This window comes from Glutamicibacter soli, assembly GCF_052322135.1.
Classification (GTDB): Bacteria; Actinomycetota; Actinomycetes; order Actinomycetales; family Micrococcaceae; genus Glutamicibacter; species Glutamicibacter soli.
Genome location: NZ_CM125969.1, coordinates 2,140,874 through 2,154,078 on the forward strand (window position 1 = coordinate 2,140,874; position 13,205 = coordinate 2,154,078).

General features: G+C 64.0%; 11 protein-coding genes. 6 read left to right on the forward strand and 5 right to left on the reverse strand.

Annotated elements, in window-relative coordinates; all coding sequences use genetic code 11:
- Positions 1 to 2 precede the first annotated feature (2 nt).
- Both sufB and ACTX90_RS10155 read right to left on the reverse strand, forming a co-directional pair.
- Positions 3 to 1,463: a Fe-S cluster assembly protein SufB gene (sufB, locus tag ACTX90_RS10150; protein ID WP_047119328.1), complete on the reverse strand. Its 1,461-nt coding sequence runs from the start codon at positions 1,461 to 1,463 to the stop codon at positions 3 to 5.
- Positions 1,460 to 2,221, reverse strand: coding sequence for a helix-turn-helix transcriptional regulator (locus ACTX90_RS10155; RefSeq protein WP_244910782.1), 762 nt, complete (start codon positions 2,219 to 2,221; stop codon positions 1,460 to 1,462). Before ACTX90_RS10155 ends, sufB begins: the two co-directional genes overlap by 4 nt.
- 219 nt (positions 2,222 to 2,440) lie before the next feature.
- Between ACTX90_RS10155 and ACTX90_RS10160 the strand changes: the two genes are divergently transcribed.
- From ACTX90_RS10160 to ACTX90_RS10170, 3 genes are read left to right on the forward strand one after another with little or no spacing between them, the layout of a single operon-like run.
- The gene (locus ACTX90_RS10160; protein WP_443442038.1) at positions 2,441 to 3,394 is read left to right on the forward strand and encodes an ABC transporter ATP-binding protein; all 954 of its coding nucleotides are present in this window, start codon (positions 2,441 to 2,443) and stop codon (positions 3,392 to 3,394) included.
- Positions 3,391 to 4,152, forward strand: a complete 762-nt coding sequence (locus ACTX90_RS10165) for an ABC transporter permease (RefSeq protein WP_053798291.1) — start codon at positions 3,391 to 3,393, stop codon at positions 4,150 to 4,152. The genes ACTX90_RS10160 and ACTX90_RS10165 overlap by 4 nt, the downstream gene beginning before the upstream one ends.
- A 31-nt stretch (positions 4,153 to 4,183) precedes the next feature.
- The gene (locus tag ACTX90_RS10170; protein ID WP_443442039.1) at positions 4,184 to 5,125 is read left to right on the forward strand and encodes a COX15/CtaA family protein; all 942 of its coding nucleotides are present in this window, start codon (positions 4,184 to 4,186) and stop codon (positions 5,123 to 5,125) included.
- Positions 5,126 to 5,199: 74 nt separating this feature from the next.
- On the opposite strand, the gene ACTX90_RS10175 is transcribed toward ACTX90_RS10170, so the two are convergent.
- The 3 genes from ACTX90_RS10175 to ACTX90_RS10185 form a co-directional block, all read right to left on the reverse strand.
- Complete coding sequence (locus ACTX90_RS10175; RefSeq protein ID WP_443442040.1) at positions 5,200 to 6,138, reverse strand: DUF1700 domain-containing protein; 939 nt, start codon at positions 6,136 to 6,138, stop codon at positions 5,200 to 5,202.
- Positions 6,131 to 6,478: a PadR family transcriptional regulator gene (locus ACTX90_RS10180; RefSeq protein WP_443442041.1), complete on the reverse strand. Its 348-nt coding sequence runs from the start codon at positions 6,476 to 6,478 to the stop codon at positions 6,131 to 6,133. The genes ACTX90_RS10175 and ACTX90_RS10180 overlap by 8 nt, the downstream gene beginning before the upstream one ends.
- 136 nt (positions 6,479 to 6,614) lie before the next feature.
- Positions 6,615 to 7,568, reverse strand: coding sequence for a heme o synthase (locus tag ACTX90_RS10185; RefSeq protein WP_443442042.1), 954 nt, complete (start codon positions 7,566 to 7,568; stop codon positions 6,615 to 6,617).
- A gap of 821 nt (positions 7,569 to 8,389) precedes the next feature.
- Here ACTX90_RS10185 and tkt point away from each other — a divergent pair.
- Genes tkt through ACTX90_RS10200 form a run of 3 tightly spaced genes read left to right on the forward strand, consistent with a single transcriptional unit; the run spans position 8,390 to position 13,201 of the window.
- Positions 8,390 to 10,504, forward strand: a complete 2,115-nt coding sequence (tkt, locus tag ACTX90_RS10190; RefSeq protein ID WP_443442043.1) for a transketolase — start codon at positions 8,390 to 8,392, stop codon at positions 10,502 to 10,504.
- An 18-nt stretch (positions 10,505 to 10,522) separates the two neighbouring features.
- Complete coding sequence (gene tal / locus ACTX90_RS10195; RefSeq protein WP_047119336.1) at positions 10,523 to 11,626, forward strand: transaldolase; 1,104 nt, start codon at positions 10,523 to 10,525, stop codon at positions 11,624 to 11,626.
- Positions 11,627 to 13,201, forward strand: coding sequence for a phosphoglucose isomerase-related protein (locus tag ACTX90_RS10200; RefSeq protein WP_443442044.1), 1,575 nt, complete (start codon positions 11,627 to 11,629; stop codon positions 13,199 to 13,201). It abuts the gene before it with no gap.
- Positions 13,202 to 13,205 lie beyond the last annotated feature (4 nt).

Sequence of the window (13,205 nt, forward strand, 5' to 3'; positions counted from 1 at the left end):
TCTTAGCCGACCGATCCTTCCATCTGAAGTTCAATAAGGCGGTTCAGTTCCAGCGCGTATTCCATTGGCAGTTCGCGCGCGATCGGCTCGACGAAGCCGCGCACGATCATTGCCATGGCCTCGTCCTCGGCCAGGCCGCGGGACTGCAGGTAGAACAGCTGTTCCTCGGAAACGCGGGAAACGGTTGCCTCATGGCCCATGGTCACGTCGTCCTCGCGGACGTCGATGTACGGGTAGGTATCCGAACGCGAAATCTGGTCAACCAGCAGCGCGTCGCAGACGACCGAGTTCTTGGTGCCCTTGGCGCCTTCCTGCACCTGGACCAGGCCGCGGTACGCCGAGCGGCCGCCGTTGCGGGCTACCGACTTGGCCACGATGGCGCTGGAGGTGTTCGGGGCGATGTGGACCATCTTCGAACCGGTGTCCTGGTGCTGGCCCTCGCCGGCGAAGGCGATGGACAGGGTCTCGCCCTTGGCGTGCTCGCCGACCAGGTAGACGGCCGGGTACTTCATGGTGACCTTGGAACCGATGTTGCCATCGACCCATTCCATGGTGGCGCCCTCTTCGCAGACGGCGCGCTTGGTCACCAGGTTGTACACGTTGTTCGACCAGTTCTGGATCGTGGTGTAGCGAACGCGGGCGTTCTTCTTCACGACGATCTCGACCACTGCGGAGTGCAGCGAGTCGGACTGGTAGATCGGGGCGGTGCAACCCTCGATGTAGTGGACGTAGGAGCCCTCGTCGGCGATGATCAGGGTGCGCTCGAACTGACCCATGTTTTCCGTGTTGATGCGGAAATAGGCCTGCAGCGGGATCTCCACGTGGACGCCCTTCGGGACGTACACGAAGGAACCGCCCGACCAGGTCGCGGTGTTCAGCGAAGCGAACTTGTTGTCGCCAGCCGGAATAACCGAACCGAAGTACTCCTTGAAGATATCTTCGTGTTCCTTCAGGCCGGTGTCGGTGTCAAGGAAGATAACACCCTGTGCCTCAAGGTCCTCACGCAGCTGGTGGTAGACGACCTCGGACTCGTACTGCGCGGCAACACCGGAAACCAGACGCTGCTTCTCAGCCTCCGGGATACCCAGCTTGTCGTAGGTGTTCTTGATGTCCTCGGGCAGGTCGTCCCAGCTGGTGGCCTGCTTCTCAGTGGAACGCACGAAGTACTTGATGTTGTCGAAGTCGATGCCCGAGAGGTCTGGACCCCAGGTCGGCATAGGCTTGCGGTCGAAGTACTTCAGTGCCTTCTGGCGGAGGTTCAGCATCCATTCCGGCTCGTTCTTCAGAGCGGAGATGTTAGCTACTACATCCTTGTCGACACCGCGGCGCGCGTTGGCTCCGGCGTCGTTCTTATCGGCCCAGCCGAATTCGTAATTACCGATTCCCTGGAGTTCAGGGTTCTTTTCCAGAATCTCGGAAATTACACCTGGGTCTGCAGACTCCTGTGCAATCTGATCCGTCATCGCGGCCTCTCCTGCTTCGTGAACTGAATTCGAGTTCTCTTCTCGGCGCGCATTGGCGCCTTTTCACGCCCCACAGGGATGTGGGTCGTGCACACGTGTCCGCCTCCGGCCAAGGTTGAGAGCCTACGCACATCAACCCCGATCAAGCGGGCGAACATTTCGGTTTCCATGTCGCAAAACACCGGAAACTCCCGTGCCAAGTCTTGTATTGGGCAGTGCCCCTGGCAAAGCTGGACGCTATGCATCAGAGCCGTAGCCACCTTGGTGTCGACCTTGCGGGTGTACCCGACAAAGCCGTCCGTGCTGAGCAGTTCGCTCAAAACGTCAGCCCGGGCTTCCAGGCCTTCCACGCCGGCCAGGGCCTTGGCGTAGCGGTCTTCCATCGCCGCAAACCGATCGCGGGCAAACTTGCGGATCGCATCCTCGCCGGCTGCCTCACCGAGCACCTTCAGTGCATCGGTGGCGATTTCCAAGTAATCGTTGCCAAGCTTGGCCTGCCCTCGGTGCGAGAGCACGTATCTGCGGGACGGGCGGCCAGCACCCGTCTTCTGGTTGGCCACGAGCTTTACCTCGACGAGCCCTGCCTTGGACAGGGCGTCAAGGTGACGGCGGACCGCCGCGGGTGTGAAGCCAAGCTTGCTGCCAAGCTCGGCTGCACTGACCGGCCCATCTTCGAGAACAGCGTTCAGGACTCGGTCGCGCGTGCGTTCCTCTGTATCACCCGCAGCGCCGGCGACGACGCTGGTCGAGCTACTCACTGAGTTTGAATTAGATGAATACACAACACAATCATGCGTATATTTTCGCGATCAGTCTAGTAAGGAAGGACTTACTAAGGACGGGCTTTCCCGCCTAGAAGATACGCGGTTTTCGAACTGCTTCTGACATCTTCAATTCTCTCGCGTTGGCGCCGACAACTCGAGTGATGGTGACCAACCACTCAGGCTGGAGAGTTCGACATGACGTAGAATGCTGTGGTGTCTTCTGTAACCCCCAGCCTCGTCATTAATGAGCTGGCCAAAGATTTAGGTCCAGTTCCGGCCCTGGATAATCGCATGCTGCGAGTCCTGGAATCGGTCTCGCTCAAGGCCTACCCGGGGCAAATCACCACGCTGCTGGGCTCCAACGGCGCCGGCAAGTCCACGACCCTGGCCTGCGCTCAGGGACTGATGCGCCCGGATGGCGGTTCCATCGAACTGCTGGGCCAGGACCCCTACGGCGACAACCCGGAACTTCGGGCATGCGTCGGCGTCATGCTGCAGGACGGCGGGCTCCCCCCGTCGATGCGGCCGGTGCCGCTGCTGCGCCATGTCGCTTCGCTCTACCGGAACCCGGTGGACATCGACGCGTTGATCCAACGCCTGGATCTGGAATCCTTCGGATCGCGTAATATTCGCCGCCTCTCGGGCGGCCAGAAGCAGCGGGTGGCATTGGCTCTGGCCCTGGCCGGAGATCCGGAAGTGCTGTTCCTCGACGAACCGAGCGCCGGACTCGATCCGCAGTCCCGGCAAGTCGTTTTCGACCTGATCTCGGAGCTGCGCGACGCCGGCAAGGCGATCGTGCTGACCACGCACCTCATGGATGACGCGCAGCGCCTGAGCGATTACGTGTACATCATCGACAAGGGCTGCACCGTTGCGCAGGGCACCGTCTCGGAGCTCATCGCCAGGGCGGAAGAGGGCCACGATGCACGTCCGGTCTCATTCAGCGCCACTGCAGGGCTCGCACTCCCCCAACCACCGCTTGGCCTGTACCTTGCGGAGACCTCGGCCGGACAGTACCGCTTGGACGGCGTGACGACCCCCGAACACCTGAACTGGCTGACCAGCTGGTGGGCCAGGGAATCGATCCTGCCGACCCAATTGAACTTGCAGTCACGCAGCTTGGAAGATGTTTTCCTCGAGTTTGCGCAGAAGGAGGAACAGGCATGACCCAGGTCAGCACCGAGTCCAACGCGGTTTCACCGCTCAAGCGCATCCTGATCCAGGGCAAGTACGAAGCGCTCCAGATGCTCAGCAACGGCGAGCAGCTGATCCTGGCCGTGGTCATGCCGATGATCGCCCTCTTTGTCCTGACGTTCACGGATCTGATTTCGGATATAGCCGAGCGCACCATTGATGCAGCGGTGCCCGGAGTCCTGGCGTTGTGCGTCATTTCCACCGCATTCACCGGCCAGGGCATCGGCACCGGGTTCGACCGCCGCTACGGGGTGCTGAGAATGTTCTCCACCACCCCGCTGGGCAAAACAGGACTCATTTTCGGCAAGGTCATCGCCGTGCTGACCGTGCTGGTGATCCAGGTGGTCCTGATCAGCGCCGTGGCGCTGCTGCTGGGCTGGCAGCCGAATCCCTGGGGCATTATTCCCGGGATCCTCTTCCTGCTCCTGGGCGCCGCGGCCTTCACCTCCCTGGGTTTGCTGATCGCCGGAACCGTCCGCCCGGAAGCGACGCTGGCCATCACCAACCTGGCCTGGATCCTGCTCGCAGGCGCCGGCGGCGTCCTCTATCCGCTGAGCATGGCCCCGGAATGGCTGCAGCCCACCTTGAGCGCACTGCCGTCGGCAGCCCTGGGCGATGCCATGCGTGATGCACTGATCAACGGGCACTTCAATTTTCCCGGACTGATCTTCCTGGTGCTGTGGGCCGCTGCGGGCTCATTCGCTGCCATCAAGAAGTTCAAATGGAACTAACCACCACACCAAGCCAAAAGGGATGATTCTCATGTCTTCAGACCTAGCCGCAAAGAGCTGGGCCGATAAGCTGCCGACGAAGGTAACCCGCCTCGTTCACGGTCTGGCGATCGCATCACTGATCTCCCAGATTGGCATCATCGTCACCGGTGGCGCAGTACGCCTGACCAAGTCAGGCTTGGGCTGCTCGCAGTGGCCGAACTGCGTGCCCGGTTCCATGACCCCGGTCCCAGAGATGGGTATCCACGGCCTGATCGAGTTCGGCAACCGACTGCTGACCTTTGTCCTTCTGGTCATTGCCATCGCTTTCCTGGTTTCGATCTGGAATATGCGCAAGACCCACTCCACCTTGTACAAGCTGGGACTGGTGCTGCTGATCGGCATTCCTGGCCAGGGTGTCATCGGCGGCATCACCGTGCTGACCGGCCTAAACCCGTGGGTTGTCTCGCTGCACTTCCTGCTCTCGGCATCGCTGGTCGCTTTGGCCACCATCCTGGTCAACCGCACCCGCCGCGAACTCAAGCGTGACGAAGCGCCGGCCACGACCAAGGCCATCGCGCAGGTCGGCACCCTGGTGCTGCTTCTGGCGAGCATCGCCATCATCATGGGCACCATCGTCACCGGCACCGGCCCGCACGCGGGGGACGCCGATGCACCGCGCCACCTGTTTGATCCGCGCATCGTCACCCCGCTGCATACCGGTCCGGTGTACCTGCTGATCCTCGCGACCATCGCCTTCATGGTGCTCGCCTACCGCACGTCCAACAATCCGAAGCTTCGTGCGGCCGGCTGGTGGATGGTTGTTGTCATCCTGGTCCAGGGAGCCATCGGCTACATCCAGCACTTCAACGGCCTGCCGGTCGCCCTGGTGCTGCTGCACATGCTCGGAGCCAGCATGCTCATGGTCGCAGCGACCAACGTCTGGGATCGTTCGAGCCTGATGCCGAAGTCCGCGCGCATCGACCAGGACTAGTTCCCTTCCCCTGCGACGACGGGCGGCTCCCAACGTATTGTTGGGAGCCGCCCGTTGTTTATGCGCAACTTTTCCTAGGCCTTTTGCGCGGGTTGGAGCCGCAGCAACCCTGCCAGCCCGGCAAAGAAATAGATCGTCCCCGCGATCCAGAAGCCGAGCACCAGCATACCCATGTCGAAGACCGACGCGACCAGCAACAGCGCACCGTACGCCGCCAAGACCCAGTAGGCTGCGCGCAGGCCCAGAATCGCTCCCACGGCGGCCAGGACCAAAACCGCCAGCACTGTAATCCCCAGCAGCCCGGTCTCCACGGTTCCGGTGGCCAGGCCGGCCAGCAGCGCCGCGGCAGGGACTCCCGCTGCTAGCCCGGCAGTCATCCGCAAGGGCAGGTGCCTGCGGCCCTGAGCCCGCTGTTGCCGACGGTAGGATACTCCAACGATCATCCACGCGGCCACGATCAGCGGCAGGTAGAAGACTCCGAGGTTGAAGCCGATCACGAAGGGCAGTGCCGTCACGATCACCGCAGCGACCGTCCTGCAGATGCGCGCAGCTTGGGATTTCATCATGGATCCCGCCGCAACCATGAGGCCTGGAAGCAGGAAGAGCAGCATCAAACCCGCTCCGAATCGGGTGCTCGCATCGTAGTTAATCGCGCTCGAATGCAACCAATCCGGCCAGAATTCATCAACATTCAAGGACGGGTAGATCCACGTGTCGACCACTGCGGCCAGCACTCCCGCCGCAAGTGCAATGAAGCCCAGAACCTTGCGCTTCGCGCGTTGCTCCATTTCCACGGCTCCATCGGCGAAGTCCGCCTGGACCTCGGCGGCGATGGCCTGAACCGGCCCGAGGCCGGCGATGATCTGGTCATCGCTGCGGCCGCGTTCCCTGGCTTCGTCGATATGCTCCGCAAGGTCGGCGACGACTGCTTCGCGCCGCGCTGGAGGAACCTTCCGCAACTCGTGGTCGAGCGCTTCCAGATACTTGCCTACAGCACCATGGTTCTCAGTCATGTTCATGTCGTCTCCCGAGTAGTTCGCCTACTTGCCCAGATATTTCGTTCCATACCGCATCGAATTGACGCAGGTGCGATGCTCCCCGATCCGTCATCGCGTAATACTTCCTCCGCCGGCCGGTATCGCTTTCCTCCCACCGAGTGGTCACCAGGTCCGCAGTTTTCATCCGCGCCAGCAAGGGATAGAGGCTTCCCTCGCTGGCCGTCAGATTGCGCTCTACCAGCTCATCGGCGAGCTCAAGGCCGTACTTGTCTCCTTGCGCCAGCAAAGCCAGCACGCAGAATTCCAAGACGCCCTTGCGGATATTCGTCGCAATCTTCTCGCCCTGTTCTTCCATGCTTGGAACCTTACCTTGCATAACAAGACTTGCATAGTAGGGCAAGGTTCGTTTCTGTTGCAAATCAGCGTTAAAGCAAGCATCCGGCACTGAATCAAATGATTCAGCACCGGATGCTTGAAGCGCGGGAGAAGTCCTAGCCGAAAAGCGGGCTTCCCACGAACGGGTCGATGGCCAAGGCCAGGAACACGATCGAAAGGTAGGTGATCGAGATGTGGAAGACCTTCATGGCCTTGCGGTTGACCTCGGCTGGCTTGTGGTCGCGCTGCGCCTCGCGGTAGAGCACATGGGATTCGTAGACGAACCACGCGCCGGCGCCGCCAGCGATCGCCGTGTAGACGATTCCCGCGTCACCCAGCGGCACGAGCAGCAGCGAGCACACCACGGTGGCCCATGCGTAGAGCACAACCTGAACGGAAACGCGGCGCGCATTGGCGATGGCACCCAGCATTGGAACCGATGCCGCGTTGTAGTCGTCCGCGTACTTCATGGACAGCGGCCAGTAGTGCGGCGGGGTCCACAGGAAGATCACCAGGAACAGGATGATCGCAGGCCATTCGATGGTTTCCTTGACGGCCGCCCAAGCGATGAGCACAGGCATGCACCCGGCAATACCGCCCCAGACGATGTTCTGCGCGGTGCGGCGCTTGAGAATCATGGTGTACAGAACGACGTACAGCAGGATCGCCGCAAGCCCCAGCGCGGTGGTCAGCGGGTTGGTTCCCACCCAGAGCACCACCAGCGAAGCGATAGCCAGGGTCCACGAGAAGATCAGCGCTTCCTTGGGCGTCAGGTCGCCGGTAACCAGCGGACGGCCCTTGGTTCGCTTCATGAGCTTGTCCATGTCGCGATCGATGTAGCAGTTGAATGCGCCCGAAGCGCCAGCGGCCATGGCACCGCCAACAAGGGTGGAAACCATGAGCCAGACCGGAGGGAATCCGCGCTGGGCAAAGATCATGGTTGGAAGCGTGCTCACCAACAGCAACTCGATCACGCGAGGCTTGGTCAGTGCGAGGTAGGCACTGGCCTTGCGCTTCAGAAAGTCGCCGGTGGATTCATCAGGCTGGCGCGATGCGCGTGGCACTGACAAGTCGGCGACACTTTGAGTCTTCAATTAAACGCACTCAGTTCTTCGCAGGGTACAAGGACAGACACAACCATTCTACGTGCTATAGAAATTGAAAGAAACTCTCCCCAATCAGGGATTCGGCCGAAACAAGGTGATTTGAGTCAACATGGCGTCTCATGCAGGCCGAGCGCGCGCCCACTGGCACACGATCAACAGACCATCGCTGAACGCAAAGTCCATGCCGCAACATTGCTGGCGAACCCAAGCGCTTCAACAAATGGGTTCGCCCCGCGCAACGGATCCGCCGCCGCGCGACGCCAAAGCAGGTCATGAAATCCGCCCGTCGACATCATCCCGCCCGCACCCAGCCACCCGATGGGCCGGAAAATCATTGGAACCCGATCGCATTGGCCATTAACCAACAAAATCCAAACATAGTGGGCTGTTCACGAACAAATTATAGATCTTGTTCAAAGGTTCCCGTTCCTTGGTATGGAGACGATGCGGCACGCCGCTGCCGTACGCTGACCAAACCGCTCGCCACGTCTTCCCGGACACGATTCGTCCAGTCCGATCAGCCCGACGAGCCGCTCCTGAACTGCCGGCAACGGGCACAAAACGCGCCGGCAAACGCAACGAGTTGCTCGCGGTTACAAATCTTTGGGTGTCATCTTGCTTAACCCGCGCATCAAATGGGCGTTTCGCGATAGAGTTGAACCTGATTGCGCCGTCGCGACCAATGACCCCTCTAAGCTCGAACACCGGGTACATAGGACCGACGGCGTATTGCGTGTCAGCGGGAGTATTTCTCCCGTCCAAGCCTGAATGGAAGGAACGCCGCAGTGGCGACTGAATCCTTAGTAGAAGAGTTCTCCCTCACCGAGTTGGACCGTAAAGCCATTGACACCACCCGTGTCCTGGCGGCAGATGCTGTTGAAAAAGTAGGCAACGGCCACCCCGGCACCGCCATCAGCTTGGCCCCTGCTGCCTATCTGATCTTCCAGAAGCACCTGCGCCACGATCCGAAGGACCCGAACTGGATCGGCCGCGACCGCTTCATCCTTTCCCCAGGCCATACCTCGCTGACCCTGTACCTGCAGCTGTTCCTCTCCGGCTACGGCCTGGAAATGGAAGACATCGCCGCCCTGCGCACCTGGGGCGCCAAGACCCCCGGCCACCCGGAGTTCGGCCACACCGCCGGCGTCGAGATCACCACCGGCCCGCTGGGCCAGGGCCTTGCCTCCGCCGTGGGCTTCGCCTACTCCCAGCGCCGCATGCGCGGCCTGCTGGATCCCGACGCACCGGCCGGCACCAGCCCGTTCGACCACACCATCTACGTCATTGCCTCGGACGGCGACCTCCAGGAAGGCGTCACCTCCGAAGCCTCCTCGCTGGCAGGCCACCAGGAACTGGGCAACCTCGTCGTCATCTACGACGACAACAAGATCTCCATCGAAGACGACACCGACATCGCCTTCACCGAAGACGTCCTGGGCCGCTACGCAGCCTACGGCTGGCACACCCAGCGCGTGGACTGGACCGAAACCGGCGAATACGTCGAAGACGTCGCCGCCCTGGATGCAGCCATCCGCGCCGCCAAGGCAGAGACCGGCCGCCCGTCGATCATCTCGCTGCGCACCATCATCGGCTGGCCATCGCCGACCAAGCAGAACACCGGCGGAATCCACGGATCCAAGCTCGGTGGCGAAGAAGTCGCCGGCCTGAAGAAGGCCCTGGGCTTCGACACCGAGAAGACCTTCGCCATCGAGGACGAGGTGCTGGCCCACGCGCGCCAGACCGTCCTCCGCGGCGCCGCCGCCCACGAAGCCTGGAACAAGGACTTCGACGCATGGAAGACAGCCAACCCGGAAAGCGCCGCGCTGCTGGCCCGCCTGGAATCCGGCCAGCTGCCCGAGGGGTGGACCGAGAAGCTGCCGGTCTTCGAACCCGGCTCCACCATGGCCACCCGCGCCGCCTCCGGCAAGGTCATCAACGCGATCGCCGATGAGCTGCCCGAGCTGTGGGGCGGCTCGGCCGACCTGGCCGGCTCGAACAACACCACCATCGACACCGCCAAGTCCTTCGCGCCCGAACGCCGCTCGACCGACTCCTGGTCGGCCAGCCCGTACGGCCGCGTGCTGCACTTCGGCATCCGCGAGCACGCCGCAGCCTCGATCGTCAACGGCATCGTGCTCTCCAGCCCCACCCGCGCGTTCTCCGGCACCTTCCTGATCTTCTCGGACTACCAGCGCCCGGCCATCCGCCTGGCCGCGCTGATGGGCGTCCCGTCGATCTTCGTATGGACCCACGACTCGATCGGCCTCGGCGAAGACGGCCCGACCCACCAGCCGGTGGAGCAGCTGGCCAGCCTGCGCGCCATCCCGAACTTCGACGTGATCCGCCCGGCGGACGCCAACGAGGTCGCCTACGCCTGGCGCGGCATGCTGGAGCTGACCGGCACCCCGTCCGGCATCGTGCTTTCCCGCCAGAACCTGCCGATCTACGACCGTTCGGCAGCCGGCTTCCGCTCCGCCGAAGGCACCCTGAAGGGCGGCTACGTGCTGGCCGAAGCGGTGCGCGACGGCGCCGAGGTCACCCCCGACGTCATCCTGATCGCCACCGGCTCCGAGGTCGAGCTGGCAGTGGAGGCCCGCGGGGAGCTGGCAGCCAAGAACATTGCCGCTCGCGTCGTCTCGCTGCCGAGCCACGAATGGTTCGCCAAGCAGGACGCCGCCTACCGCGAATCGGTGCTGCCCGCAGCCGTCGCCGCCCGCGTCTCGGTCGAGGCCGGCGTGGCCCAGGGCTGGCGCGAGCTGGTCGGCGCCCACGGCGAAATCGTCTCGCTGGACCACTTCGGCGCCTCCGCCGACTACAAGAAGCTCTACTCGGAGTTCGGCATTACCACCGCAGCCGTGGTGGCCGCCGCCGAAACCTCCGTCCAGAACGCCGCCAACTAAGGAACTCAAGCACACATCATGAGCAACCCCAACACCCAGGCACTATCCGACGCCGGAGTATCCATCTGGCTCGATGACCTGTCCCGCGAACGGCTCACCAGCGGATCGCTGGCTGCGCTGATCGAAGAGAAGAACGTCGTCGGCGTGACCACCAACCCCGCGATCTTCGCCGCCGCGCTGTCCAACGCCGAGGTCTACGGCGATGCCATCGCCGCGCAGCGCCACCACTCGGTGGAAGACGCGATCACCGAAATCACCAGCGACGACGTCGCCGCCGCCTGCGACCTGTTCAAGGGCGTCTACGAGTCGAGCAAGGGCTTCGACGGCCGCGTGTCCATCGAGGTGGACCCTCGCCTGGCCCACGAGACCGCACCGACCATCGCGCAGGCCAAGGCCCTGTACGAGCGCGTGGACCGCGAGAACGTGCTGATCAAGATCCCCGCCACCGTTCAGGGTCTGGAAGCCATCAGCGAGACCATCGCCGAGGGCATCAGCGTGAACGTCACCCTGATCTTCTCGCTGGAACGCTACCGCGAGGTCATCAACGCCTACCTGATCGGCCTGGAGAAGGCCCACGCCAAGGGCCTGGACCTGTCCAAGATCCACTCGGTCGCCTCCTTCTTCGTCTCCCGCGTGGACACCGAGATCGACAAGCGCCTGGACGCCCTGGGCACCGAGGCCGCCGCGGCGGTCCGCGGCCAGGCCGGCGTGGCCAATGCCCGCCTGGCCTACCAGGTCTTCGAGGAATCCTTCACCTCGGCCCGCTACGAGGTGCTGGCCAACGCCGGCGCCAACGTGCAGCGCCCGCTGTGGGCCTCCACCGGCGTGAAGGACCCCGCCTACCCGTCCACCCTGTACGTCACCGAGCTGGTGGCGCCGCAGACCGTGAACACCATGCCGGAGAAGACCCTGGACGCCACCGCGGCCGAGGCCGAGGTGCGCGGCAACGCGATCGCCGGCACCTACGACGCCGCCAACCGCGTGCTGGACAAGCTCGCGGCCCTGGGCATCGACTACAACGAGATCGTGGACCTGCTGGAGGTCGAGGGCGTGAAGAAGTTCGAGGACGCCTGGAACGAGCTGCTCGAGGACATGTCGGTGGCCCTGAAGGGAGCAAAGTAGATGGAACTGGGTCTGGTCACCTCCGGCGACGCCCTGAAGTCAGTCGACGAGCTGCTTCCGCAGCTGATCGAGGCCCGCATCGGCAGCCGCATCGCGGCGCAGGACCCCACCATCTGGGGCCCGGCCGCGGAAGCCGAATCCGCCATCCGCCTGGGCTGGGTCAACCCCTTCGAGGCCGCCGAGCAGCTGCTCCCGGCCATCCTCCAGCTGCGCGAGCAGCTGCACGCCGAGGGCCTGACCCGCATCGTGCTGTGCGGCATGGGCGGCTCCTCGCTGGCCCCCGAGGTCATCGCCGCGCACGACGAGGTGGACCTGGTCATCTGCGACACCACCGACCCGGCCATGCTGCGCCCGATCCTCGCAACTGACCTGGAGCGCACCGTGGTGGTCGTGGCCTCGAAGTCCGGCTCCACCGTGGAGACCGACTCGCAGCGTCGCGCCTTCACCGCCGCCTTCCAGGCCGCCGGCATCGACCCGGCAACCCGCCTGGTGCTGGTCACCGACCCGGGTTCCCCGATGGACAACCCCGAGGGTGTGCGCGCGGTCTTCAACGCCGACCCGAACGTGGGCGGGCGCTACTCCGCGCTGACCGCCTTCGGCCTGGTGCCTTCGGGCCTGGCCGGCGCCGACATCGAGGCGCTGATCGAGGAAGCCGGCCTGCTGCACGACGTGCTGGCAACCGACGACGAGGACAACCTGGCCCTGCACCTGGGCGCGGCCATGGCCACCGCCGGGCGCGACAAGCTGGTCATTGCCGGCGTGGGCGACGCGCTGCCGGGCTTCGGCGACTGGGCCGAGCAGCTCATCGCCGAATCCACCGGCAAGGACTCCAAGGGCGTGCTGCCGGTGGTGGCGCACCCCGGGGCCCCGGAGCTGCGCGAGCCGGCCGCCGACGTGCTGCCGCTCTACGTCTACGATCAGCTGCCCGAGGACATCGACGAGGAGGCCACTGCGGTGCACTTCAGCGCCCCGCTGGGCACCTCCTTCATGATCTTCGAGTATGCCACCGCCGTGGCCGGCTACCTGCTGGGCATCAGCCCCTTCGACCAGCCGGACGTGGAAGCCGCCAAGGTCGCCGCCCGTTCGCTGCTCGACGCCCCGGCCGCGTCCGCCCCGGATGCAGTGGACGGCTCCGTTGAGCTGTTTGGCACCTCGGCCGCCACCCTGGCCGGCGCGCTGGACGAGCTCACCGCCGCGCTGCCGGACGACGGCTACCTCGCGGTGCAGGCCTACCTCGACCGCAATGGCGACGCGGATCTCGAAGGCCTGCGCGACGCGCTGGCCGCCAAGACCGGCCGCCCGGTGACCTTCGGCTGGGGCCCGCGCTTCTTGCACTCCACCGGCCAGTACCACAAGGGCGGACCTGCCCAGGGCGTGTTCCTGCAGGTCACCGCGGACCACCACGAGGACCTGGAAATCCCGGGCCGCCCCTACAGCTTCGGCGGGCTGATCTCCGCCCAGGCCAGCGGCGACGCCGGGGTGCTCTCCGATGCGGCGCACAACCGCCCGGTGCTGCGCGTGAACCTCACCGACCGCAAGGCCGGCATCGCGGCCCTGCTCGAGGCGGCGAAGTAGCCGC